This is a genomic window from Lichenihabitans sp. PAMC28606 (genome assembly GCF_020616535.1).
Taxonomy (GTDB): domain Bacteria; phylum Pseudomonadota; class Alphaproteobacteria; order Rhizobiales; family Beijerinckiaceae; genus Lichenihabitans; species Lichenihabitans psoromatis.
In genome coordinates, this window is the sequence record NZ_CP085136.1 from 3,344,730 (window position 1) to 3,368,430 (window position 23,701).

Here is a 23,701-nt window from a genome sequence, read left to right on the forward strand (position 1 = left end):
CGTGGGGTGTACATCCAGATCAGTCAGAGGTAGCAGGCGGCGGAAACCCGCACAAGCAGACGCGCTCGGCGCGGCGCATCAGGATGCTCCATCTCGGAGCGAGACGACGCTCATCGCGATTCGTCGGCGGCCGTGTCATTCAGGTTCAATCGAAGGAGCAGCATGTGAGTTCAGCCGATATTGCGGTGCGCGACCCCGGTTTTCCGATCCCAGCCGGCGTGAGCTCGTCGCTCGTCCGCCCGCCTGACGCAAGCCAAGCCATGACACCGATCGCGCCCCTGTTTTCGGCCGATCTCGCGTCCGGTGAGGATCAACTCGGGCGCGGTGAGCAAGCCGTCTTCATGGCCGAACTTCTGGCGCATCAGCAGGTGGAGACGCCCTTTTGTGTCGGGGTGTTCGGATCGGCCGGCGCCGGCAAGAGCTTTTTCTTGAACCAAACGATCGCGGCCGTAAAACAGGCGAGCGACGGCGCGGCTCGCGTCGGCGCCGCAAGCCCGTTCCTGCCCGACATTCTTACGGTGCAGGTTGAGGCCTCGTCCTCGACCGACGCGGGTGCCACGCTGATGGTGGCTGTCGCCGAGGCACTCGCGATCTCCTATCCGGCGTCGATGTCCGAGACCCTGCATGCGGGAGGCGATCCGGTGAAGGCCGCCCGCGATGCTAGCGATTCGCTCAACGATGCGCGCCGGCGGCTTGATGAGGAGCGACAAACACTGGATGGCCTGGTGGCCCGACAAGCGCGCCTCGTCGAAACGGTTTTGTTCGAAGCCGCCGGATCTCGGGTCGACGCCTATGCGAGAGGCAACCGATCCCGCATCGAAGCTGCACTTCGCTCCTTCGGGTTCACCGGTGCGGATCCTGTCTTGACCTATAAGGATCTCGTGCGGGAGGCCAGCGAGGCCAGCGCCCCCCTGTCGCGGTTCGCGCTGGGTTTACGCGCCCTCTGGGCCTATCCGGGCCAGACACGACTGATCGTTTACGCGATCCTGTCAGGCCTCTTGGCCTGGGGCGCAACGGCCCTGCAGACTGATCAACAGGCATGGTTGACGTGGATCGCAGATTTTGGCGATCGGGCTGTGCCGACGGCGGACTGGTTGCGTGGGCATGTTCACTGGCTCGGGCCGATTCACACCGTTGCCTTGACGTTGGCGATCCTCGCGCTTGTCTGGAATTTGCTTCGCGCCGCGCGTTTCCTGCAGCCGATCTTCAAGGGCGTGTCGCTATTGCGCTACGACCTCGAGGCGCGCCATCGCGACCTCAAGGGCCAACTCGCCCACCAAACCCGCCGGGTGGACGGACTGGCGAGCGATGCCGAAGCAGCCTCCGTCCGTGCGGCCGCGTCTGAGCGACGCGCCAGCCAGCACATCTCCTCCGGCCTCCACGACGCATCGGCCTCCGCCCTGCTTCCGGCCGATGCCGCCCCGCGCGATTCGGCAGCGACTTTCTTCAGAAGCCTTGGCGCTCTGATGGCGCGCGGAACGGTCGGCGCCGCGGCCGGGATGAACGAGGAACTTGCTCCCGGAATTGCTCATCGTCCCGGAGGCGCTGATCGGGACACAGGCGTCCCACGCCGGATCGTGGTGGCGATCGACGGACTCGATCGTCTTGCGGCCGATGCAGCCGCAGGCTTCGTCACAACGGCGCGGCGCCTCCTCGGCCCTGGCTTCGTCATCGTTCTGGCGGCAGTTCGTGGTGTGCTGGCGAGCGGATTCTCGGAGACGGATCCGGCCCGTTCGACGGCCGATCTCGGCCGAAGCGTGAATCTCTCCTACCACCTCGGCTTGCCCGATCGGGCAGATCTGCGGGCGACTTATGCGCGCCGTCTGATCGAGGGTGGATCGGCGGCGACGCCGAGCGTCGGCGATGCGATCGATCCGCATCATTCGGCTCTCGATGCCGCGTGGCGGCCGAAGGAAGCCGAGACTGTCGCTGCCCTCGCGTCGTTTGCCGGTGAAAATCCGCGTGCGATCAAGCAATTCGTCAACGTGTACCGGATCGCCCGTGCGGATCCGCAGCTGCGTGATGCGCCGACGCCCGTCTTCACGGCTTTGGCACTCGCTCTCGCACTCGACTCCTACGGCTTTCCGGAGGATCTGGCGGCTTTGGAAAGCGCGAGCCATGGCGAGATGCCCCGCGACTCCGCCGTGCTGCGGCAGGCTCTTGCGGCGGCGCGCGCCGCCTCTGGCGAGCCCGTCGAACTCGGCCAAGCCCAGCGTGGTCTCGAGGTTGCGCGGCACTACACGTCGCGGACCTGACGCCACTAAAAAGAAACCGGCCCGCGAGGGCCGGTTTCCAGATGCAACCGCGTCTCTCGCAGATCAGTCGGCGCGAACGGCCTGCCAACCCTTATAGTCCTTGACGTTATCGCGCGTCACGAGCGTCGGCGGGATCAGGGTCACGAGCTCTGCCGGCTTCTTGCCGCTCAGGATGTCGACGCCGACCTGCACGGCCTTGCGGGCCATCAGATAGGGATCCTGGCTCGCAGACGCCTGGATCATGGGTGAGTTGGCGTCCTTCAGCGCGGCTTCGATATCCGGCGCGCCATCGACCGACGTGATGATGATGTTCGAACGGTTCTGCTGCTTGGCCGCAAGATTGCTGCCGATCGCCTGGGGGTCGTTAATGGCAAAGATGGCATCGACCTTCTGGAAGCGGGTCAGCAGGCTCTGCATGACCGAAAGGCCGCCATCGCGCGAGCCCTTGGCATCCTGGTCGCTCGACAGGATCTTGAGACCGGATGCTGCACCGAATGCCTTTTTGCAGCCGACCACGCGGTCGATCACGGATGACACCTGGGGCCCGTTCTCGATGATGACGTCGCCCTTACCGTTCAGCTTGTCGACGATATACTGGCACGCGATCTGACCGGCCTGGATGTTGTCGGTCGTCACGGCGGCATCGGCGCCGTCCGCATAGGTGTCGACCGCCACCACGATGATGCCAGCCTTCTGGGCCTTTGCGATAGCGGGCTTGAGGGCCTTCGGGTCACCCGGGTTGAGCAAAATGAGATCGACGCCAGAAGCGATGAAATTATCGATCTGCGTGACCTGCTTGCCGAGATCGTAATCGTAACCGACCGTCTGAACCTTAACGTTCGGATTGGTCTTCTTGGCCTCTGCCTCGGCGCCCTTCGACAGAGCGATGAAGAACGGATTGCCGAGCGAACCGAGCGAGATGCCGATCGACTTCAAGTCCTTGGCCGATGCTGCGCCCGACGCGATCATCAAAGCCGCGCTGGCGAGTAGTATCTTCTTGAGCATTGTAAACTCCCTGTGAGACGGAAAAGCCGGTCCCGTGTTGGCCCGCGGCCGGCTTGACCGGGCTTTAGGCCCGGATGACGTGAAAGGTCAGGTGCGGGCATTCCCCTGCATCCGGTAGCGGTCAAGCGCGACGGCTCCGATGATCACCAAACCCTTGATAATAAACTGCCAGACGTCCGAGACGCCCGTGAGGATCAGACCGTTGGCCAGGACCGCGATGATGAGCGCCCCGATCAACGTGCCGACGATCGAGCCGACACCGCCGACGAAGCTGGTGCCGCCCAGGATGACGGCTGCGATCGCATCGAGTTCGTAGCTGGTGCCCAGCTGCAATCCGTTGGCGGCATATAGACGAGACGCCTGCATCACGCCGCCGAGACCGGCCAACAGGCCCGAGACGCCATAGACGAAGAGCAGAACCGCCCAGACCTTGATCCCCGCAAGGCGCGCCGCATCCGCATTGCCGCCGACCGCGTAAATGTGCACGCCCAGCACGGTGCGTCGCAGGATAAACCAGGAGATGGCGATCACCACGATGGCGATCACGACCAGCCAGGATACGTTATAGCCGGTGCCCGGGATCACGAAACCGCCGTTGCCGATCGCTGCGAAAGGCAGGTCGGAATTGAACACTGTGGTGTCGTCGCCGAGCAGTCGCGCGACACCGCGAACGGCCGTCAACGATCCGAGCGTGACGATGAAGGGCGGCAGCCGCATGGCCGAGATCAACGTGCCGTTGATGAGCCCGAAGACGAGGCCAGTGAGGACGCCGGCGAGAATGCCGAGCATGCCCCAGTCCGGGATTTTCGAGATGATGAGGGCCGCCATGGCTCCCACGGCCAGGATCGAGCCAACCGACAAATCGATGCCGCCTGTGAGGATCACGAAGGTCATGCCGGCCGCCAAAACCGTATTGACGGCGGCTTGTTGCGCGACGGTCGACAGGTTGAGGGCCGTTGCGAAACGGCCGCTTTGGAAGGCTTGCGACAGGTTGCCGGTTTCGGACCATCCGCTGAGAAACTGGAACATGACGCAGATCAGGATCAGAATCGGCAGCATGCCGACCGATCGCCAGAAGGCTTGCATGCGCTGACCCTTGACGGGCGGTCGCGCAGGTGAAGGCTCGATCGTTTTCGCCGAAGTCATGACGTGGCCCTTGTCAGGATCGTGAGAGAGAAGACCACCAGCCTGACCACGGTCGCTCGGTGGTGGGGTGATCGTGGTCCGGCAAAGCCAGATCAGTGAGCGGAGGCCGTAAGTGCGGGCTGTGGCGCCAACGGCGACTGAGCCGCGGTCGCGAGTGCGATGATGTTCTCCTGATCGATGCGGTCGCCCTCGAGTTGCCCTTCGAGATGGCCTTCCCGCATGACGAGAACGCGATCGGCGATACCCACCACTTCCGGAAGTTCGGACGAGATCACCAGCACGCCCGCGCCCGCCTTCGCGAGATCGTCGATAATCCGGTAGATTTCGGATTTCGCACCGACATCGACGCCGCGGGTCGGCTCGTCGAGGATCAGCACGACTGGTTTGGTTTCGAGCAACCGCGACAGCAGCACCTTCTGCTGATTGCCGCCCGAGAGCGACCCGACATTCACATCCGCCGACGCGACCCGGATCGTCATGGCGGCAATCGCCGCCTTGGCGCGCTCCGCTCCGTGTTTCAGGTCCAACACCCCGGCTTTGGCATCCTTGCCGCAGATCATCAGATTGATGTTGTCACGAACCGACATGTCGAGAAGCACGCCCTCGGCCTTCCGGTCCTCGGTGAGGTAAACCAGCCCCGCATCGATTGCATCTTGGGGCGATCGGATCGTCACCGGCTTGCCCGCCAGCTTAATGTCGCCGGTGGTATGGGGATCTGCCCCAAACAAGATGCGCGCGAGTTCCGTGCGGCCGGCCCCCACGAGCCCCGCCAAGCCAAGCACCTCCCCGGCATGCAGCGAGAAGCTGACGTCATGCACGCGCCGGCCGTCGCCGATATGGCTGACCTCGAGGATGGGCTCGGCGGTGGCCTGAAATCGATGATCCTTTTTATAAAAGGAGGAAATGTCGCGACCGACCATCATCTTGACGACGACCTCAGGGGTCATCTCGGCGCGATCGATGGTTCCGACATAGGTCCCGTCCCGCAGGATGGTGACGCGATCGGAGAGTTCATACACTTCGGCCATACGATGCGAGATGTAGATGATCGCCATGCCGTCCTGTCGCAACTGGCGGACGGTCGCGAAGAGACGATCCGTTTCGCGAGACGACAGAGCCGTCGTCGGCTCGTCCATGACAAGAATGCGAGAATTCGCGTGAACCGCTCTGGCGATCTCGACGAGTTGCCGTTCGGCGATCGAAAGCAGCGAAACTAACGTCTGCGGTTCGAACGTCGCCCCGAGGCGTTTTAGAACCCCGGAGGACTCCCGCATCATCTTGGCCCGATCGATCAGGCCCCCACGACGTGGTTCTCGGCCGAGATAGATGTTCTCCGCGACCGACAGGTTCGGAGAGAGCGCTAATTCCTGGTAGATGATCGAGATGCCCGCATCGCGGGCCTGCAACGGTCCATTGATCGTCACAGGTTTACCGTTGATCCGAATTTCGCTGCCGGCGTCGGCCTGGTAGGCGCCCGACAAAATCTTCATCAACGTCGATTTGCCGGCGCCATTCTCCCCCATCAAAGCCAGGATTTCGCCTTGATGCAGGGTGAGCTCGACGTTCGAAAGCGCTTTGACGCCGGGGAACGTCTTAGAAATGTGACGCATTTCCAGGATGGGAGCGGATGTATTCGACGGAAGCGCTGCGTGATGCGCAAGATCCATAACGGCCTCCCCCAATTTGCTCATTCCCGAGGCACGACTGCTCACCGGACGCGCGACTGCCTTGGGTGCATCAGAGCCACGCACCGGGCGATTGTCAATGAGTGGGGGGCGCATTCTGGCCGCATAGCTGAGCATGCGGTCAGATTAGTCATATGATTGTGAACGATCTTAACGGGGACGACGGACTTCCGCCGAATAGGCTTCAAGCAGGGTGCGTGAGACATCCCCAGGCGTGAATCGATAGGGGCCGATCTCGGACACGGGTGTCACTTCGGCGCCCGTGCCGCAGATGAAGCATTCGTCGAAGTCGGGCAATTCCTCGGGCATGATGCGCCGCTCCGACACCGCAATGCCGTGCTGCTCCGCCAATTCGATCACGGTCTGCCGCGTGATGCCGTTGAGGAAACAGTCGGCGATCGGCGTGTGCAATGCGCCGTCTTTTGCAAAAAACACGTTGGCGCCGGTGCATTCGGCCACGCGCCCCTGCCAATCCAACATGAGCGCGTCGGCATAGCCCTTCCGCTCCGCCCGGTGCTTCGAGATCGTGCAGATCATGTAAAGACCCGCGGCCTTCGAATGAGCCGGAACGGTCATCGGATCGGGACGACGATAATCGGCCATGTCGAGCCGGATGCCCTGCATCTTTTGCTCGACATCGAACATGCTCGGCCATTCCCACGTGGCGATCGCGACATGGATGGTCGCATTCTGGGCCGCCACGGCCATCATCTCGCTTCCGCGCCAAGCGACGGGGCGGACATAGACATCGGCGATGCCGTTCCGACGGATCACCTCGGCCTTCGCGGACTCGATCTCGTCGACCGAAAACGGAATGTCGAAGCCGAGCAAATCCGCGGACTGCCTAAATCGCTCGCTGTGCTGGCGGCTTTTAAAGATCACCCCATTATAAGCACGTTCGCCTTCGAACACCGCACCGCCATAGTGCAATCCATGGCTCAGCACGTGCAGCTTGGCATCGGCCCAGGGTACGATCTTCCCGTCCATCCAGATGACCCCATCGCGTTGGTCGAAAGGAAGGACGGACATCAAATTGCTCCCATGATGGCTTTGAGACTGCGGCCGGGCTAATATCGCCGGGCGCGTGTCGTGAGAATGACGCTTCACGACGGCCTTGGTGTCGCCAAGGCCTTGCCATGGACTATCGATAGCCTGATACTAAGTCAATACTGCTGACATAAACGGAGCCGACCTGCCGATGGATTCAGCGACCGCCCTGGTCTCAAGTGAGCCTCTGGATCCGACCGTTAGCGCTCGGGCTGCGTCGCCCATGTTCGACCTGATCGAGCTGTTGTTCTTCGCCTATCGCGATTTTGTCGGTGATGCCGATCGGCTACTCGAGACTTACGGCTTCGGCCGCGCACATCACCGTGTGTTGCATTTCGTCTATCGGCAGCCGGGCCTGACGGTCGCCGAGCTCCTCGACATCCTGAAGATCACAAAGCAGAGCCTCAATCGCGTGATGAAGGATTTGCTGGACGTCGGTTTCATCGAGGTCCGGTCAGGCGCCAGCGATCGGCGCCACCGACTGCTTTTCGCGTCGGTTGCGGGTGGCCAACTCGCGCTCGAACTCGCCTGTCTTCAGTCCGAACGCTTCCGGTCGACGCTGAAAACGTTAGCGCCGTCCTCGCATGACGCCGCGACCGATTTTCTGCTTGGCATGGTTGATCCGACGGAGCGAAGCAAGGTCACGCGGCTGGTCTGGGGTGCGCCATCGGCGCAGCGGGCGAGGGCTGTAGAGTGATGGACGCCACCGTACCGGCCGATGTGCTGGGCGCTTCTCCCGCCGATGATGCCGCACATCTCCTCGTGGTCGACGACGATCGCCGAATCCGGGAGCTGCTGTCGCGGTTTCTTCGAAAGGAGGGCTATCGCGTGACGCTCGCGCAGGATGCGGCGGAGGCCGCCATGCATCTCAAAAATCTCGCCTTCGACCTCATTGTGCTGGATGCCATGATGCCGGGGCAGAACGGTTTCGATTTTGCGGTCCAGATCCGACGGGACTCGCAGGTCCCGATCCTGATGCTGACGGCTCGCGCCGAGGCGGAAGATCGGGTGCGCGGCCTCGAGGCAGGCGCCGACGATTACCTGACCAAGCCGTTCGATCATCGTGAGTTGCTGCTTCGGGTCGCCTCGATCCTGCGCCGCGCCGCGCCGCGCGGTGTCGAAGACCGCGAGCGGGACCGCCATATCCGCTTCGGCCCGTATAGTTTTGCGATCGATCGGGGAGAATTACGCCAGGGCGAGGAGGTGATCCGCCTGACCGACCGGGAGCGTGAAATGCTTCAGATGCTGGCCGGCAGTGCCGGCGGCACAGTCTCGCGGGAAGATCTCGCCGGATCCGGTGTCGGCGCCAACGAGCGGACTATCGATGTTCAGGTGAACCGGCTCAGGCGCAAAATTGAAGTCGACCCGGCCAATCCGGCCCATCTCCAAACCGTGCGAGGAATCGGCTATCGGCTTTTCCTCAACCCATAACGCGCGTCGGCGCGGCTTCATCAAATTCCCGCCCTCGCTCCCGGCTCCGCGGACGTGGTGGCACAGGAGCGCGAGGCTGGTGGCCGACATCCTGCCGAAGCGGCTTTATTCCCGTTCGTTGCTGATCGTCATTGTGCCGATGGTGATCTTGCAATGCGTGATCGCCTATTTCTTCATGGAGCGGCACTGGCAGTCGGTGACGTTCCGCTTATCCACCGCTCTAACGCAGGATATCGCGGCGCTGATCGATCTCTATCGAACCACTCCGCTCGATCATGGCACTGCAAATCTCGAGCGGATCGCCTTCGAGCGCCTCGCGCTCGATGTGGACTTTCTGCCGAAACAGTCGCTTCCGACCGCGCTGCCGAAGCCATTTTTCTCCTTGCTGGACCATTCGCTGTCGAACGAGATCCGCAAGCAGATTGGCCTGCCGTTCTGGATCGATACGGTCGGCCGATCCAGTATGGTGGAGATCCGCATCCAACTCGGCGACGCCGTGTTGAGGGTTTTGGCGCGCCGCAGTGCCGCCTATGCGTCGAATGCCCATATCTTCATCTTGTGGATGCTCGGAACGTCATCCGTGCTTCTGGCAGTCGCGATCGCATTTCTGCGTAATCAGATCAGGCCGATCGTCCGCCTGGCACTAGCGGCCGAGAATCTCGGCAAGGGCCGCCTGATCGACTATCGGCCGAGCGGCGCACTCGAAGTGCGGCGCGCGGGTTACGCCTTCATCGAGATGCGCCGCCGCATCGAGCGAACGCTGGAGCAGCGGACCACGATGTTGAACGGGGTCAGCCACGACCTCCGCACCATTCTGACTCGATTTAAATTGTCCTTGGCGCTGATGGAGGAAGGGCCCGACAGCGAGGCCTTGCAAAAGGATATCGACGAGATGGGCCGCATGTTGGAAGCCTATTTGGCTTTCGCGCGGGGCGATGCGGGCGAAGTCTCGGCGGCGGTCGATATCGGCGCACTCCTCGAGGAGTTGAAGTCCGAGGCGGAACGCCAGGGGCGACCCACCAAGATCGAGGTCAATGGCGAAACCACGATGATCGTTCGGCCGCATGCCTTCAAGCGCTGCCTCGCCAATCTGGTCGGCAATGCCTTGCGCTACGGCACACAGATCCAGATCGAGGCCTCGCGTGATCAGCGCTTTCTGACCGTGCATGTCGACGATGATGGGCCGGGCATCGCGCCCGACAAGCGCGAGGAGGTGTTCCGGCCGTTCCACCGGCTCGACGAAGCCCGTAACCAGGATCACGGCGGCACCGGTCTTGGTCTCGCCATCGCGCGCGATATCGCGCGCTCCCACGGCGGCGAGGTGTTGCTCGGCGAAAGCCCGCTGGGCGGCCTGCGCGCCACGGTGCGTGTACCGGTCTGACGCCGACCTTGTGCAGCGCCGACTTCGGCGTAAAGGAAGCACGAACCCCGTCCCCCCTTTCGACCGGACAGTCATGACATTTCGATCCTTGGTCACTCGCGTCACGCCCGACCCCTACATCGCCGCGATCGTCGGCATGGTGGTCTTGGCCACCATTCTTCCGGCCCAAGGCGTCATGGCGCCGGTCATGACCCGAGTCACGAGCTTCGCGATCGCGCTGTTGTTCTTCATTTACGGGGCGCGACTGTCGCGCGAGGCCGTCGTCGCGGGCCTCACGCATTGGCGGCTGCAACTCACGGTCTTTCTCAGCACGTTCCTGCTTTTCCCGGTGCTCGGGCTCGGCATGAGCGCGCTGATGCGGCCGATTATCGGCGCGCCTCTGGCGCTCGGTATCCTGTTTTTATCGACTCTCCCGTCGACCGTTCAATCCTCGATCGCCTTCACGTCGATCGGTCGCGGCAATGTCGCGGCGGCGCTGTGTAGCGCCTCGGTGTCGAACCTGGTCGGTGTCGTCGTCACGCCTTTGCTGGTCGGCCTGCTGCTCGGCACGCAGGGCGGCTTTTCGGCCGATGCGATCGGCGATATCGCGTTGCAATTGTTCCTGCCGTTTTTGCTCGGGCAATTGCTGCGGACCTGGATCGGGCCATGGATCCTCCGCCACAAGAGCCTGACCAGCTATGTCGATCGCGGCTCGATCCTTCTCGTCGTCTATACCGCGTTCAGTGAAGGCGTCGTGGGCGGGTTGTGGCATCAGATCGACGTGCAGGATCTCGTCATTCTCCTGATCGCCAACCTTGTTCTGCTGGTCCTCGTGCTGGTCGCCACCACAGTGGCGAGCCGCGCGCTCGGCTTCTCGAAAGCCGATGAGATCGCCATCGTGTTCTGCGGCTCGAAGAAGAGCCTCGCGAGCGGCTTGCCGATGGCCAACATTCTCTTCGCCAGCCAGCCGCATCTGGTCGGGCTCTATGTGCTGCCGCTCATGCTGTTCCATCAGGTGCAGTTGATGGCCTGCGCGGCTCTGGCCAAGCGCTACGCCGCACGGGCGGAAACCGACGATGCCGGGCAAGCGAGAGCGCAAGCCGCTCCGCTTTAATCGGGGACGCGCTGGCCGTTGGCGCGAAGCCTGGTCGAGGATGCCATCGATCGCGGTCCATGGATGAAGACCGAAGCCGGTGGGCGTTTGCCCGAAAGGCTCGGCGCCTCGTTTTCGCGCAGTCGTCCTTTCGCCATCACGGTCGCGGCGCGTCCGCGCTTGGCATTGAATGTCGAGCCGGGCCTGTCGACGATCACCAGCGGAACGCTTGCGACGAACTCCCGCCAATGTTTCCAACGGTGCAGCTCGGGGAGGATATCGGCCCCCATGATCCACACGAATGATGTCCCAGGACAACGACGTTTCAGATAATCGACGGTCTGGACCGAATAACGCGTGCCGATCGCGGCTTCGAAACCCGTGACGTCGATACGTGGGTGGTGCGCGACGATCTTGGCGGCGGCGATGCGCCGTTCGAGGCTGGGCAAACCCTGGGCGACCTTCAGTGGGTTGCCGGGCGTGACGATCCACCAGACCCGATGCAGCCCCAACCGCTTCATAGCCGCGAGGCTCGCCAGGCGATGACCCTCATGCGGCGGATTGAACGATCCCCCGAACAAGCCGATCCGCATCCCGCGCCCAGTCAGGGGCAGCACGGGAAAGCGCCAATGTCGGTGAGGTCCGATTGTCGAGCGCGGCGCGGGCCCTTGTTTCACGGGCGCGTTTGTCCGCTCCCGCGAATGCGATAGTTGAACGACGTCAATTGTTCGACGCCGACCGGTCCCCTCGCATGCATGCGGCCCGTCGAGATCCCGATCTCGCCGCCAAATCCGAACTCGCCGCCATCAGCGAATTGGGTCGACGCATTATGGACCACGATGGCGGAATCGACCCGCGCCAGAAACCTATCGGCCGCGCCCTGGTCCTCGGTGACGATACAATCGGTGTGATGGGACCCATAGGTTTCGATGTGGTCGATCGCGGCGTCCAGCCCATCGACGACGCGGCAGGCGATGATCGCATCCTGATATTCGGTCCGCCAATCCTGCTCGGTGGCGGGCGTGACGCGCGGATCGATCGCGCAGGTCTTGATATCGCCGCGGATCGCGCAGCCCGCGTCGATCAGCATGTCGAGCAATGGCTTGAGATGTGTCGCGGCGACGGCGCGATCGACCAACAAGGTTTCGGCCGCGCCGCAAACCCCGGTCCGCCGCATTTTCGAGTTGAGCACGATCGCCTTGGCGCGTTCGAGGTCGGCGGCTTGGTCGACATAAACGTGCACAAGACCTTCGAGGTGAGCGAAGACAGGCACGCGCGCCTCGCGCTCGACCCGTTCGACCAGCGTCCGACCGCCACGCGGCACGATCACGTCGATCGATCCATCGAGCCCCGACAACATCGCCCCGACAGCATCCCGGTCCCGTGTCGGCACGAGACTGATGGCTGCCTCCGGAAGACCTGCGGCGCGCAACCCCTCGACGAGACAAGCGTGAATGGCCTGGCTCGATTGAAAACTCTCCGACCCCCCGCGCAAGATGGCTGCATTGCCGGATTTCAGACAGAGCGCTCCCGCATCCGCCGTGACGTTGGGGCGGCTCTCGTAAATGACGCCGATGACGCCGAGCGGCGTTGCGACGCGCTCGATCACGAGACCATTCGGACGGTCGAACCGTGCGAGGATGCGGCCCACAGGGTCGGGAAGGGCCGCGATGTCCGCGAGCGCTTGGGCCATGGCCTCGATCCGCTTGCCGTCGAGCTTCAAACGATCGAGCGAGGCGGAGGTCAGGCCACGCCGCTCGCCATCCGTCATGTCGCGTGCATTGGCCAACATGATGGCCGGCTCGTTGGCGCGTATCGCGGCGGCAGCGGCAAGCAGCGCCTTGGATTTTTGCTCTGCCGTCGCAAGCGCAAGGGCGCGCTGGGCGAGGCGAGCCGCTGCTCCGAGATCACGCATGATCGTGGTGGTCGCGCTCAAGGAGGCGGCGCCGCCTTCGATGACCGTAAAGGGCTCCATAATCTCCGCCTTCGATTGGGTGAGCGGTTCATGCGTCACAGGCGCAACGTTGTCCAGAGAAGCGACGCGATCAGGTGGCTCGAACCGGCCGCACCGTGGTCCGAAAATCGACCCTCACCATATCCTGTGTGGCGATGCAGGCGACGACGCCGTCGACCCGGCCACCCGCAGTTCCATCAAGGAAGGTGAACCGACCCTGAAGATTCTGTGCGAACAGGCTCGAGAAGGCGAGATCTGGTCGGTCATCGAAGGTGAGGTCGACCGGATCGAAACCCGCTGCCTTCAGCTTGGTCACGAGCGCCGGTGAACAGGCTTGCACGACCCGGTCGCGCCCGAGAACGGCCTTGAGGACATGCTGCTGATTAAAGGCCAAGTCCCAAACGAGAGCCAGCACCACCAGTGCCGCGAGTGCGATCACGCCGATCAAGGTCTTGAACATGAGCCGCACGATTGATCTTTCTACAAGTCGGTTCGTCTTCCGGTTCGTCGTCCGATGACACGCCCCAAGGGCGAGTTGATCGGTCCCATCACGTCTTTGAATGCTTGGTGCGGGCTTTTTTATTGCGACGGCGGCATGACGAACCTATGGTCCGGCGTCAATTCCACCACCCTCGGAAGCTCCCATGGCCTTCATCGCCGACACCCTGTCCCGCGTCAAACCATCCGCCACCATTTCGGTGACGCAGAAGGCGCGCGACCTGAAAGCGCAGGGGCGTAATATCATCAGCCTGTCGGTCGGCGAGCCGGATTTCGACACGCCGGACAACATCAAGCAGGCTGCGATTGAGGCGATCCAGCGGGGCGAGACGAAATATCCGCCGGTTTCCGGCATCGTACCGCTGCGCGAGGCGATTGCGGCCAAGTTCAAGCGCGAGAACGGCCTTGACTACAAGCCGACGCAGACCATCGTCTGCACCGGCGGTAAGCAGGTGCTGTTCAACGCGTTTCTGGCGACGCTCAACCCCGGCGACGAAGTCGTGATCCCGGCGCCGTATTGGGTCAGCTATCCCGACATGGTGTTGCTGACAGGCGGCACGCCGGTCGTGGTGCAGACCACCATGGCCCATGGCTTCAAGCTGCAGGCCGAGGATCTCGAACGTGCCATCACGCCGCGCACCAAATGGGTGCTGCTGAACTCGCCGTCGAACCCGTCCGGCGCGGCCTATACGGAGGCCGAACTCAAGGCCGTCACCGACGTGTTGATGCGCTACCCCGATGTCTGGGTCTTGACCGACGACATGTACGAGCACCTCGTCTACGGCGATTTCGTCTTCACGACCCCCGCCCAGATCGAACCGAACCTGATGGATCGCACGCTCACGATGAACGGCGTGTCGAAATCCTATGCGATGACGGGCTGGCGTATCGGCTACGCGGCCGGTCCGGAGAAGCTCATCAAGGCGATGGACATGGTCCAGGGTCAGCAGACGTCGGGCGCCTGCACGATTTCTCAATGGGCTTCGGTCGAGGCGCTGAACGGCCCGCAGCATTTCATCGCGGAGCGTCGCAACGCATTCGAGGTGAGGCGCGATCTCGTCGTGTCGATGCTCAACCAGGCCAAGGACCTCGTCTGTCCCTCGCCCGAAGGGGCGTTCTACGTCTACCCGTCTTGCGCTGGCACGATCGGTAAAACGGCGCCTTCTGGGAAGCGCATCGAGAACGATGAGGATTTCGTGTCGGAACTCCTCGAGGCCGAGGGGGTCGCGGCGGTGCATGGCGCCGCTTTCGGATCAGGCCCCAACTTCCGTATCTCTTACGCCACCTCCAACGCATTGTTGGAAGAGGCTTGTGCGAAGATCCAACGGTTCACCGCCTCGCTGCGCTGACCCGACCTGATCGGCGATACGGCCGTCCAAGGCCGTATCGCGAATGACAGCCGCATCCTCGCCGTGCTTGCGCGTTGGGCCTGCGCCGAACCTTTGGCACATCCGGCCGTTAGAGCCGAAACAGGGGAAGAACGCATGTCGCGACCATTAGCCTGGGGCGTGTTGAGCACGGCCAAGATCGGCGTCGAGACCGTGATCCCTGCGATGCAGAAGGGCGAGCTTTGCGAGATCCGCGCCATTGCGTCCCGTCATCTGACGACAGCACAAGCCGCCGCGGCGCGACTCGGCATCCCGCAGGCCTACGGCAGCTACGAGGAGTTGCTGGCCGATCCGTCGATCGACGCCATCTACAATCCCCTCCCCAATCACCTTCACGTTCCATGGACGCTCCGGGCGCTCGAAGCCGGAAAGCACGTGCTTTGCGAAAAGCCGATCGCCTTGACGGCTGACGAAGCCACGCAACTGGTCGAAGCTTCGGCCCGTACAGGCCGGCTCGTAGCCGAGGCGTTTATGGTTCGCCATCATCCGCAATGGCTCAAGGTGCGCGATCTGATCGCAAACGGGCGCATCGGCGAAACGCGCGCGATCAGCACGCTGTTTTCCTATTTCCTCACCGACCCGAGCAACGTCCGCAATCAGGCCGACATTGGAGGGGGTGGCCTTTACGACATCGGTTGCTACGCGATCAACACCGCTCGTTTCGTCTTCGGCGACGAACCCGAGCGCGTCATCGGATTGTTCGATCGCGATCCTGCGATGCGGGTCGACAGGATGGCGAGCGCTCTGGCGGCGTTCCCCGGATCACGACATCTGACCTTCACCTGCGCGACCCAGGCGGTGCCTTACCAGCGAGTTCAGATCCTCGGCACGACGGGCCGGATCGAGATCGAGATTCCGTTCAACGCTCAGCCGGATCGACCGAGCCGCTTGTTCGTCGATGACGGAGGCGATGTGACCGGCAAGGACATCGAGGTGATCGAACTCCCCCTCGCGAACCAATATACGCTGCAAGGCGATGCCTTTTGCCGCGCGGTTCTCGAGCAACGTCCGCTCGAATGGGGGATGGCTGACAGCATCGCCAATATGCGGGTCATCGACGCGCTCTTCCGCTCCGGCGAAAGCCAGCGTTGGGAGACGCCGTAAATCTTCTTATGACGCGGCGGGCCCAGGGCCATATTGCTCGTCGGTGACCTTCTCCATCCAGCTCACCGGGCTGCCCTCGCGCTTTTCCGCAATGGCCACATGGGTCATGGCTGTCGTTGGCGTCGCGCCGTGCCAATGTTTCTCGCTGGGCGAAAACCAGACGATATCGCCGGGCCGGATCTCCTCGATCGAGCCACCATCGCGTTGGGCCCAGCCGAGCCCCGAGACGACGAGCAGCGTTTGTCCAAACGGGTGCGTGTGCCACGCCGTTCGCGCGCCAGGTTCGAAAGTCACCGTCGCGCCGCTGACACGCGCCGGTTCAGTGCCTTGGAACGGAGCGTCGATCCGGACGGTTCCGGTGAAATAATCGGCCGGCCCCTTGGCGGATGCCGTCGAGCCGCTGCGCTTGATATCCACGACTGCTCTCCTCTGTCGCTAATCTGCGCTCGATTGTAGAGCATTCCGAGGGCTGACGGAAAGCGCCGGCTGCCGCGCCCCCTGTCGTTCGCTCCACGATATTGAGGCTCACATCGTCGCGGTCGATCGTCGGCCCAAACCACTTTTGTATCGTCGTCAACCAAGCTATTGCTGCGCGCGCCATGAGTGGCGTGGCCGTCGAACGGAGAGACGATATGTTGGTGGTCTGGCGCGGTCGAGGATGCTGGGTCATCTTTTTGATCGCCCTTGCGGCCTTTCTTCCGATCATCGTTCTTTGGAAGGTCGATGGGCCCGAGATCGACCGCGGTGTCGCGATCACCATGGGGTTGGCGGCTGTGATGATTGCGGCGCTCGGACTACGCTGGAATCGTGGCGTGACCTTTCATGCATCAGCGCAAGCGCATTCGTTCTGGGGCATCCCCATGCAATTGTGGGCACTGCCGACCGCGCTCTTCGCCATCTTGCTCGGCACAGGCGTCATCACGACGGCAGAAGCAAGTCCGCTCCGGCCACTCATGCCGATCACCGACCGCGGCGCTCCGTAAGGGCAGGGCCATCAGCCGTTGCGAGACTTAAATCCTTGCCAGCGTGGCGACCTTGGTTTCGATCGGCGCCTGCCTATTGGTCTCTCCGGTAAAAGCCAGAAAAGCTGACGTTGGCTCCGCCGCAGGCTTTGTTGTCACGCACGACGAGGTAAGGTCCTCGCCGGACCATGCGGACGTTGCATGTGAACTCGTCGCCCGCACCAAAGGGCAGCGTGTGGTTTTCATCGCCCATCGCAAAGGCCAGCACGCCCTTGTCGGCTCGCATCGTGCCGGCGAGTTCGCCGGTGTGAACGGACCCAAGTCGACGCCGGTCCGGTGTATCGCCCCAGGTCGCGTCACCTGTCACGATCAGCGCACCGGCGCTGCCGTTCGCGATCGTGATGGTCTGCTCCGGCGCAACCCAATGCCCCGCCCAATCGGTGGGTGACTGCTGATCGCTGGGGAGCGGCGCCAGGGCGGCAGTCGGCAGCCATGCGATGGTCGACGGTCCCCGGCGGCCCAGAAATCCTGAACAGGTATAGGCGCCCTGTGTCGGTCCAATCAGCACCACGTCGCCCGCGACAAGAAAGGCCCGCTGCTGGCACTCCGGCTTTTCACTCGGACAGCCATGCACCAGCGCGTCGATCTGCACAAATTGAGTTCGCGGCGTCTCCGACCGGACCACGGCCACACGCGGCTCATCGACCGCGACGTCGGACCAGACGCAGTCAGCCCAGACGTCGGATGGCACCGCAGCCATCATGAAGGCGAGAGCGAAGCGCTTGTCGATCCATCGTCGCAGCATCATCAGCCCTCTTACAAGTGACTGGCGACTGACCGCCGATTGCGGATCAGCGCGGCCAGTGGCAGCATCGTGGCGCCGATTAGTGTCACCATCAGGCCCGCCAACGTGAACGTACGGTTCCATAATTGATTGAGCGCCAAATCGGTGGTGACAAGGTCGGGCCTAGCGGGGTCGGCCAAGACGTCGATCGTATATTCGCCGACGTGAACGCCCATGAAGATATAATTCACGCGTCGCGACACGGAGCCGGACGGTGTCTCTACCGACAAGGTCGCATTGCAGATGTGGACGATCAGTTGGGTACTGCATTTGCCGTCGGTGACCTCGGCCTCGGCCACAGGGCGTGCTGCCTCTCGCACCTGCCAATCCGACACAAGCGTGGGCGCTGTATAGATGGTGGCAGCAACCAGCATCGCGCCAAACATAAGACTGCTGAGCAAGACCCAGATCGTTTGCTTCCAGTCACGAGCTGGCGGTGGGAGCCGGAGGGGCGTCGAATCGAGGGACGTCATCATGGCAACGGTCTAAACCAGTAAAGCGTCGCCAGCCAAGACGTGCGGCGCAGCGTTTAATGCCGCGAGACGCCGCCGGGCTTCTGCAGCATGCTGGTAGCGGCCAAGCAGATCAGCGAACTCCTGCGGCTTCATCTTGCCGGGCAGAATGGTCTTCAGCGTCACGATGCGCTGCTTGGGGTCAAGCTTGACGTTGCGAGCCCGTCTCATGCGTTCAGGAAGCGGCGATCCAGGCCGCAGCAAAAGGCGGGTGGTCATGCGATTATAGTCGCAAGCGAGGTCCAAATCGGCGATGTCGTCCCAGGCGATCGGTCGATCGAGGCCCGGAACGTTTAGCGCGTCCCTCCCGAAAACAAGCGACGTTCGCTCGCCTTGCCAGAGACAGAAGAGGCCGAAGCCGGCCAAGAACGCTCCGAGCGTGTCGCTCGTCGCCGCCACCAACTTTAACTCGCCTGCTCCAAGCCCGGGTACACCCGTCGCCAACAGGATGAGCGAGACGCCGATCATGACGCCGCAGGAGACCAAGAGGACGTAGCCTTGTGGGCGTTTGTTGACGGTGAGCACCCGATCGTCAGCATCGACCTTCGCGGCGGTTGCGGCCAGATGGGCCTGGAGCGCATCGTCATTCTGCCGCACGGCCGCGAGGAAATCCGCCGTCGCCGCCTGGCAGAGGCCGACCGGGTCGTCGAAATAGGCCGCGAGCTTGCCGAGCGCCTCGCGGGGCGGTGCCGCTCTTGCCGCGTCGAGCCGTTCGGGGGAGGGCGGACAGCCCAGTGCCGCAAGGCGATCGCGCGTGGTCGGGTGGGTATCGGTCGGGTGAGTCTGTTCGGCCTCGAGATGAGCGGCGGGATCGTCGAGACCGCGTGCGATGGCGTGATCGAGCACAGCCGCCACCATGTTCGGCGCCCCCATCCCACGGTTCTCCGTGGCTTCGTCGAGCGTTTCGACGATGCGCGGTCGGACGGCACCCACCCGCAACAGCGCGCGGGCGGCCGCCTCTGGCGAAGTCGGTCCGGCCCCGACACGATCGGCCGCAAATTCGCGGGTTCGGCTCCAGTGGCGCACGGCATAATGGAACCGATCCATCACGAATAATCCGAGCCACATGGCGGGACTGAGTAGTCCGAAGGCCGAACCGCTTCCCTCGCCGACGGCCGCCACCGCATCGAGGGACCGGCCGACGCCTGCATAGATCGGCAGAAAGCGCAGGCTGTAGGCGGTATCGCCCCCGGCGAAATGGGCGAGCTCATGCCCGATGATCGACGCGACCTCGTCGCCCCGCAGCAGCGTCAGGTACGGCAGGGGGACATAAAGCGTGCGGCCTGCGAGCTTGTGGCCGCCGGGTTGCAAGATCTTGGGTCCGGCGCTGACGAAGAAGCCCTCCGTTAATCCAACCACGATGGTATCGGGTTTGAGTGATCCGAGCCGTTCGGCAAGCCCGTCGACGAGCCGCCAAAGGCCCGGTGCCGCTGCCGGAGGGACCAGCCGACCCAAAATGGGAAGCGGGTCGGGCTCGAAGGCCGCCAGCGCGTGTCGTAACCCGGCCAAGGTGCTGCCCGCCACAAAGATGCTGCCGAGAACGGCGATGCATGCGACGGCCAGCAGCTTGATCTCGCCTGTACCGATCCCGGGTTGAGCAAGCGCTGCCGCCTCGAAGACGACGACCGATACGAAGGCCGTCGTCCCGAGCACGACCTGCGTCGCAAGGATCGCCGGTAAAACCGTTCGGACAAGGGAGAAACCGCGCACGAGGATCTCGCGCGACGTCCGCCCGAGCCATCCGAGCGCCCCACCGGTGATGAGAACCAGGAGTGACAGCGCGGCGACAAAAGCCGAGGCCCCCATCACAACGGGTGGCAAGATGCGCCGCAGGTCCATGACCTTGGTGAGGGATGCGACCTCTTTCAGGGCCTCATGCGCCTGGTCCAGCGCAAGGGGCCCTCCATACAGTTGGCCGTTGCGGCGAAACTGCATGGTGAAGTCCATCTTGCCGTTCTTGGGCGCCCGCGCTTCGAGTTGTGCGACGACACCGGACAGGCGGAGCTGCTCGTTGTGCAGATCGAGCCAGTCGGCAACGCCGCGTTGTTGTTCCCAGCATCCCAGCAGCAAGATCGCCAGTGGCAGCAACACGGTCGCGGCCAACAGCCTCATGCATCGACGGGCACGGGACTGCAGCGTCATATGTCGCCTCCTGAGAGCCAAGTTTGGCAAGGGTCGAGGCTTCCCCTGGTCCCCACGAGCATCGGTTTCGCCGGAGCGACGACGGTCAAATCGCGATCTTGTCCGTCACGGAAATCCCGTGCCCGACGAGACCGATATAATTATGCTCATGCGCCGACAGCACGGCGATCGACCTGACACCGAGGTCGCGCAGGATTTGCGCGCCGACACCGATATCGCGCCAGCGCGTTTTCCTTGCTTCGGCACTTTGATGATGTTCGCCAGTGCCGGCGCTGACCGCCGCCTGCGGCGTGGCCGTTGCGACATCCGGATTGCGGACAACGATGAATACGCCGCGGCCTCTTTGTCGGAAGATCTCGAACGCCCGGCCGATTTGATTGAACCCCGGCTCGATCAATTCCCGCACGGGTTGCTCGCGATGGATGCGGCACGGCACGTCCATGCCGCCGCTGAGGTCGCCGAAGACGACCGCGATATGCTGCCAGGGGTCGAGCTTTGTCGCATAGGCATGGACCGTCACGGCGTGGCCGTCGATCGCCGCCTGTTCGGTCGACAAGCGTTGAACGAGACTCTCACTTTGAACGCGGGCCGCGATCAAATCCTCGATCGTAACGATCCGCAAGCCATGTTCCCGCGCGAAACGGATCAGTTCGTCGAGGCGCTTCACCGTGCCGTCGTCGTTCACGACCTCGGCCAGAACCGCCACATCAGACAGCCCTGCCATCGTGGCAAGATCGATCGCCGCTTCGGTGTGACCCGAGCGCGTGAGGACGCCGCCGGCCCGGCCGATCAGCGGAAAGACATGGCCGGGTCTGAGGAAATCGCCGGCTTGCGCCCCGGCTCCCGCAAGCGCCCGCACCGTGTTGGTTCGCTCGATGGCCGAGATGCCGGTCGTCATCCCTCGTTTCGCATCGACGCTGACCGTGAAGGCGGTCCGCATTGGATCGAGATTGTTGGCCACCATCGGCGGCAATTGTAGACGCTCGGCGCGTTCGGCGGCCATGGGAGCGCAGATGATGCCGCTGGTGTGGCGGATCATGAAGGCCATCCGCTCAGGCGTCGCGGTTTCGGCCGCCATGATCAGATCGCCCTCATTCTCGCGATCGGTGTCATCCACCACGACGACGAGTTCACCGCGCCCCACGGCCGAGACCGCGTCCGCGATCGTGTCGAGCTTGAAAGTGTGTTCGGTCATAGGGTCCTACCGCAGCGAAGCTGTCGTCGAACGCGCGTTCGAAATCTGCGAAGACGCGTCCCTTGAAAAATCGCGATGACCTGATCTACCGGCGACGACGGCATGACGCAATCATGCTGGCTCAAGCGATGTGGCAACACGCGATAGACCACCCGTTTCGACCGTGGTTTTGCGATCGAGGGGAGACATAGCCGCCTTCTTATACACAGCCGACCAGCCTAACGCGTCGATCGATCGGAAGATCGCTTTGGTCAAAGAAGAACGGCGCGGTTTAGTCGGGAAGGGTCCGCTGGGTCTCGCCCGGTCGACAGCCGCATGAACTCCGTCCTGGCGGAACTGTCGCGCCTCAACGAGGTTGATCGCGAAGCGCACGAGCCCGATTTGTCAAAATCGGGTCGATCAGCAGAGTTTGGCAGGATGTGATGAGCCCAGGATATCTCCCGTTCAAGGATGCCCTCGATCTACCGGCCTTCTTTTGTGACAATTGTGGCTTCTGGCAACGGCATTTCGAGCGTCCGACGTCATGCCCCCTGTGCGTTGATGCCCGACACGTCATGCCGCAGCGCGGCTGGCATTTCCGTGATCTCGCCGAAGCCCGCAAGCTGTATCCCTGCCATTGGGCCGAGATCGAGCCGGGGGTCTGGCGCTTCTGGAACGATCCGGTCGATGGGATCGGCTCGTCCGGCTATCTGATCCAGACAGCGGGCGGCAATCTCGCCTTCGAAGGCTGTGCGGTCTATAGCGAGGCGGCGCTCGCGGCCATCGCACAACTCGGCGGCGTGCAGGTTCTGTCCGCGTCGCATCCCCATTCCTATGGAGCGATCTGGCAATTGCAGGATCGCTTCGATCCTGAACTCGCGCTGCATCCGGGCGATCTCGCTTGGTCGGGCGCGCTCTGCGTCAGTTGGCCATTCGACGAGCGGCTCGAGCCATTGCCGGGCCTGGAACTGCATCTGACGGCCGGACACTTCGACGGCCATGCCGTGCTGTTCGACCGCGCGCGGAAAATTCTGTTCTGCGGTGATTGCCTGAAATTCGAGCTCGACCCTCGCGATTTGCGCCGCGCCACCAAGATCTCGACCCATAAGGCGTTTGTGCGTGGCATTCCGCTCACGCAACGCGAGTTGCGGCGCTATCGCGATGTCTTCGCGGCTCTCGACTTTACCCAAACCTGGACGCCGTTCGAGCAAGCCGCCAACAGCGGGCGTCGCGAAGCCCTGGCGTTGATCGACACGATGTTGGCCACGCGTCCGCATGCCTTTCCGGTTCCGCTCGGCGATCTCGGCGTCGCGGACGCTTAGGAGCGGGCCGGCGCCGCTATTCTGCCGATCCCCGACATGTCGCGCATCAGGCTCCATGCCAGATCCTGCCCTCGGAAGCCTTCGGCGGAGATGCCCTCTGAAAGCTTCGTCCGCAAGCCGTCGGGGCCACCGAATTGAAAGCCCAACTGGGTCGCGTAAGCGAGGCACGATGCCTCCTTGGCCGCCGCTGCGTCCGCATCGAGCCGCAGGCTGTGCTCGGGCATGACATGCATCCTGTGGGCGAACGGCTCAGCCGGATTGCCGGTCCGTGCCACATAAGGAAAGTCGCGCCACCACAGAACCGGTCTCTCGAGATCGTCGAGGGCTTTGACCAGTTGAACATGATCGACGTGACCGCCGATCGCCTGCGGCGCGAAGATGAGATCTGGCGCATGATCCACCATGAGTCTCTCGATCGCGGCACGAAGATCGATCCCGATGGTGTCGGTTGCGAGCGGCAATTGAAACAGGGCGTCGGCCGACGCGTAACCGCGATGGGGTGCTTCCGGCAACTCGACATGGATCGGCTCCGCCACCCCGAGCGCCCGCATGGCTGCAAGATCCTCGGCGCGCCGCAGGGCCATGTAATCGACGTCTGGCCCAAGCCCCTTATCGAGTTGGCAGGCGAGCGCAAAGCCATGCGGGTTCGGCACCGAGCGGGTGAAGAGCGTCGCGACACGGACGCGCCAGCCGTCGCGCACCAGCGTCGCAAGCGTGCCGCCGCAGGAGAATGCGGCATCGTCGAGATGCGGGGACAGCGCGAGAGCCGTGCGGGTCAT

22 protein-coding genes are annotated in these 23,701 nt (G+C 63.1%); 9 read left to right on the forward strand and 13 right to left on the reverse strand.

Annotation, left to right across the window (positions count from 1 at the left end; all coding sequences use genetic code 11):
* The first annotated feature begins 164 nt into the window (after positions 1-164).
* A complete protein-coding gene (locus LGH83_RS15740) occupies positions 165-2,255 on the forward strand; it encodes a P-loop NTPase fold protein (RefSeq protein WP_227399475.1) in 2,091 nt (696 codons plus the stop codon).
* Between the two features lie 63 nt (positions 2,256-2,318).
* Here the strand turns inward: LGH83_RS15740 and LGH83_RS15745 are convergent, their stop codons facing one another.
* From LGH83_RS15745 to LGH83_RS15760, 4 genes are all read right to left on the reverse strand, one after another.
* A complete protein-coding gene (locus LGH83_RS15745; protein WP_227399476.1) occupies positions 2,319-3,260 on the reverse strand; it encodes an ABC transporter substrate-binding protein in 942 nt (313 codons plus the stop codon).
* Between the two features lie 87 nt (positions 3,261-3,347).
* Complete coding sequence (locus tag LGH83_RS15750; RefSeq protein WP_413771057.1) at positions 3,348-4,406, reverse strand: ABC transporter permease subunit; 1,059 nt, start codon at positions 4,404-4,406, stop codon at positions 3,348-3,350.
* A gap of 92 nt (positions 4,407-4,498) precedes the next feature.
* Positions 4,499-6,073, reverse strand: a complete 1,575-nt coding sequence (locus LGH83_RS15755; RefSeq protein ID WP_227399478.1) for a sugar ABC transporter ATP-binding protein — start codon at positions 6,071-6,073, stop codon at positions 4,499-4,501.
* Between the two features lie 168 nt (positions 6,074-6,241).
* A complete protein-coding gene (locus tag LGH83_RS15760) occupies positions 6,242-7,120 on the reverse strand; it encodes a branched-chain amino acid aminotransferase (protein ID WP_227399479.1) in 879 nt (292 codons plus the stop codon).
* Between the two features lie 169 nt (positions 7,121-7,289).
* Between LGH83_RS15760 and LGH83_RS15765 the strand changes: the two genes are divergently transcribed.
* From LGH83_RS15765 to LGH83_RS15780, 4 genes are all read left to right on the forward strand, one after another.
* Positions 7,290-7,835, forward strand: coding sequence for a MarR family winged helix-turn-helix transcriptional regulator (locus LGH83_RS15765; RefSeq protein WP_413771058.1), 546 nt, complete (start codon positions 7,290-7,292; stop codon positions 7,833-7,835).
* Entirely contained in the window at positions 7,835-8,569 is a 735-nt protein-coding gene (locus LGH83_RS15770) for a response regulator (protein WP_227401875.1), read from the forward strand. Before LGH83_RS15765 ends, LGH83_RS15770 begins: the two co-directional genes overlap by 1 nt.
* Before the next feature lie 76 nt (positions 8,570-8,645).
* A complete protein-coding gene (locus LGH83_RS15775) occupies positions 8,646-9,950 on the forward strand; it encodes an ATP-binding protein (protein ID WP_227401876.1) in 1,305 nt (434 codons plus the stop codon).
* A 73-nt stretch (positions 9,951-10,023) separates the two neighbouring features.
* Positions 10,024-11,043 (forward strand): bile acid:sodium symporter family protein, encoded by a 1,020-nt coding sequence (locus LGH83_RS15780; RefSeq protein WP_227399480.1) that lies wholly within the window; start codon positions 10,024-10,026, stop codon positions 11,041-11,043.
* Here LGH83_RS15780 and LGH83_RS15785 read toward each other — a convergent pair.
* The 3 genes from LGH83_RS15785 to LGH83_RS15795 form a co-directional block, all read right to left on the reverse strand.
* Positions 11,040-11,615: a nicotinate-nucleotide adenylyltransferase gene (locus tag LGH83_RS15785; RefSeq protein ID WP_264479192.1), complete on the reverse strand. Its 576-nt coding sequence runs from the start codon at positions 11,613-11,615 to the stop codon at positions 11,040-11,042. The genes LGH83_RS15780 and LGH83_RS15785 overlap by 4 nt on opposite strands.
* Positions 11,616-11,695: 80 nt before the next feature.
* The gene (locus tag LGH83_RS15790; RefSeq protein ID WP_227401877.1) at positions 11,696-12,997 is read right to left on the reverse strand and encodes a glutamate-5-semialdehyde dehydrogenase; all 1,302 of its coding nucleotides are present in this window, start codon (positions 12,995-12,997) and stop codon (positions 11,696-11,698) included.
* A gap of 70 nt (positions 12,998-13,067) precedes the next feature.
* The gene (locus tag LGH83_RS15795; RefSeq protein WP_227399482.1) at positions 13,068-13,445 is read right to left on the reverse strand and encodes a hypothetical protein; all 378 of its coding nucleotides are present in this window, start codon (positions 13,443-13,445) and stop codon (positions 13,068-13,070) included.
* Between the two features lie 175 nt (positions 13,446-13,620).
* Between LGH83_RS15795 and LGH83_RS15800 the strand changes: the two genes are divergently transcribed.
* Positions 13,621-14,823 (forward strand): pyridoxal phosphate-dependent aminotransferase, encoded by a 1,203-nt coding sequence (locus LGH83_RS15800; RefSeq protein ID WP_227399483.1) that lies wholly within the window; start codon positions 13,621-13,623, stop codon positions 14,821-14,823.
* A gap of 135 nt (positions 14,824-14,958) precedes the next feature.
* Entirely contained in the window at positions 14,959-15,966 is a 1,008-nt protein-coding gene (locus tag LGH83_RS15805; protein ID WP_227401878.1) for a Gfo/Idh/MocA family protein, read from the forward strand.
* Between the two features lie 6 nt (positions 15,967-15,972).
* Here LGH83_RS15805 and LGH83_RS15810 read toward each other — a convergent pair whose 3' ends face one another.
* Positions 15,973-16,383, reverse strand: coding sequence for a cupin domain-containing protein (locus tag LGH83_RS15810; RefSeq protein ID WP_227399484.1), 411 nt, complete (start codon positions 16,381-16,383; stop codon positions 15,973-15,975).
* A 215-nt stretch (positions 16,384-16,598) separates the two neighbouring features.
* Here LGH83_RS15810 and LGH83_RS15815 point away from each other — a divergent pair, with 215 nt between their 5' ends.
* Positions 16,599-16,949, forward strand: coding sequence for a hypothetical protein (locus LGH83_RS15815; RefSeq protein WP_227399485.1), 351 nt, complete (start codon positions 16,599-16,601; stop codon positions 16,947-16,949).
* A 73-nt stretch (positions 16,950-17,022) separates the two neighbouring features.
* Here the strand turns inward: LGH83_RS15815 and LGH83_RS15820 are convergent, their stop codons facing one another.
* The 4 genes from LGH83_RS15820 to ribB all read right to left on the reverse strand — a co-directional run bounded on the left by LGH83_RS15820 (position 17,023) and on the right by ribB (position 21,621).
* Entirely contained in the window at positions 17,023-17,736 is a 714-nt protein-coding gene (locus tag LGH83_RS15820) for a hypothetical protein (RefSeq protein ID WP_227399486.1), read from the reverse strand.
* Between the two features lie 8 nt (positions 17,737-17,744).
* Complete coding sequence (locus LGH83_RS15825; RefSeq protein ID WP_227399487.1) at positions 17,745-18,173, reverse strand: hypothetical protein; 429 nt, start codon at positions 18,171-18,173, stop codon at positions 17,745-17,747.
* An 84-nt stretch (positions 18,174-18,257) separates the two neighbouring features.
* Entirely contained in the window at positions 18,258-20,426 is a 2,169-nt protein-coding gene (locus tag LGH83_RS15830) for a M48 family metallopeptidase (RefSeq protein WP_227399488.1), read from the reverse strand.
* Between the two features lie 85 nt (positions 20,427-20,511).
* Positions 20,512-21,621 (reverse strand): 3,4-dihydroxy-2-butanone-4-phosphate synthase, encoded by a 1,110-nt coding sequence (gene ribB, locus LGH83_RS15835; RefSeq protein WP_227399489.1) that lies wholly within the window; start codon positions 21,619-21,621, stop codon positions 20,512-20,514.
* 422 nt (positions 21,622-22,043) lie between these two features.
* On the opposite strand from ribB, the gene LGH83_RS15840 reads away from it, so the two are divergent.
* Complete coding sequence (locus tag LGH83_RS15840) at positions 22,044-22,922, forward strand: hypothetical protein (RefSeq protein ID WP_227399490.1); 879 nt, start codon at positions 22,044-22,046, stop codon at positions 22,920-22,922.
* Here the strand turns inward: LGH83_RS15840 and LGH83_RS15845 are convergent.
* Complete coding sequence (locus LGH83_RS15845; protein WP_227399491.1) at positions 22,919-23,701, reverse strand: PIG-L deacetylase family protein; 783 nt, start codon at positions 23,699-23,701, stop codon at positions 22,919-22,921. The two genes, LGH83_RS15840 and LGH83_RS15845, sit on opposite strands and share 4 nt — an antisense overlap.

Excerpts from the sequence above, each read along its gene's own strand:
- LGH83_RS15745 (WP_227399476.1), bottom strand. The coding sequence starts at position 3,260 with ATGCTCAAGAAGATACTACTCGCCAGCGCGGCTTTGATGATCGCGTCG.
- LGH83_RS15750 (WP_413771057.1), bottom strand. The coding sequence starts at position 4,406 with ATGACTTCGGCGAAAACGATCGAGCCTTCACCTGCGCGACCGCCCGTC.
- LGH83_RS15755 (WP_227399478.1), bottom strand. The coding sequence starts at position 6,073 with ATGGATCTTGCGCATCACGCAGCGCTTCCGTCGAATACATCCGCTCCC.
- LGH83_RS15760 (WP_227399479.1), bottom strand. The coding sequence starts at position 7,120 with ATGTCCGTCCTTCCTTTCGACCAACGCGATGGGGTCATCTGGATGGAC.
- LGH83_RS15765 (WP_413771058.1), top strand. The coding sequence starts at position 7,290 with ATGGATTCAGCGACCGCCCTGGTCTCAAGTGAGCCTCTGGATCCGACC.
- LGH83_RS15770 (WP_227401875.1), top strand. The coding sequence starts at position 7,835 with ATGGACGCCACCGTACCGGCCGATGTGCTGGGCGCTTCTCCCGCCGAT.
- LGH83_RS15780 (WP_227399480.1), top strand. The coding sequence starts at position 10,024 with ATGACATTTCGATCCTTGGTCACTCGCGTCACGCCCGACCCCTACATC.
- LGH83_RS15785 (WP_264479192.1), bottom strand. The coding sequence starts at position 11,615 with ATGCGGATCGGCTTGTTCGGGGGATCGTTCAATCCGCCGCATGAGGGT.
- LGH83_RS15790 (WP_227401877.1), bottom strand. The coding sequence starts at position 12,997 with ATGGAGCCCTTTACGGTCATCGAAGGCGGCGCCGCCTCCTTGAGCGCG.
- LGH83_RS15800 (WP_227399483.1), top strand. The coding sequence starts at position 13,621 with ATGGCCTTCATCGCCGACACCCTGTCCCGCGTCAAACCATCCGCCACC.
- LGH83_RS15805 (WP_227401878.1), top strand. The coding sequence starts at position 14,959 with ATGTCGCGACCATTAGCCTGGGGCGTGTTGAGCACGGCCAAGATCGGC.
- LGH83_RS15815 (WP_227399485.1), top strand. The coding sequence starts at position 16,599 with ATGTTGGTGGTCTGGCGCGGTCGAGGATGCTGGGTCATCTTTTTGATC.
- LGH83_RS15820 (WP_227399486.1), bottom strand. The coding sequence starts at position 17,736 with ATGATGCTGCGACGATGGATCGACAAGCGCTTCGCTCTCGCCTTCATG.
- LGH83_RS15830 (WP_227399488.1), bottom strand. The coding sequence starts at position 20,426 with ATGACGCTGCAGTCCCGTGCCCGTCGATGCATGAGGCTGTTGGCCGCG.
- ribB (WP_227399489.1), bottom strand. The coding sequence starts at position 21,621 with ATGACCGAACACACTTTCAAGCTCGACACGATCGCGGACGCGGTCTCG.
- LGH83_RS15840 (WP_227399490.1), top strand. The coding sequence starts at position 22,044 with ATGAGCCCAGGATATCTCCCGTTCAAGGATGCCCTCGATCTACCGGCC.
- LGH83_RS15845 (WP_227399491.1), bottom strand. The coding sequence starts at position 23,701 with ATGACCCGCACGGCTCTCGCGCTGTCCCCGCATCTCGACGATGCCGCA.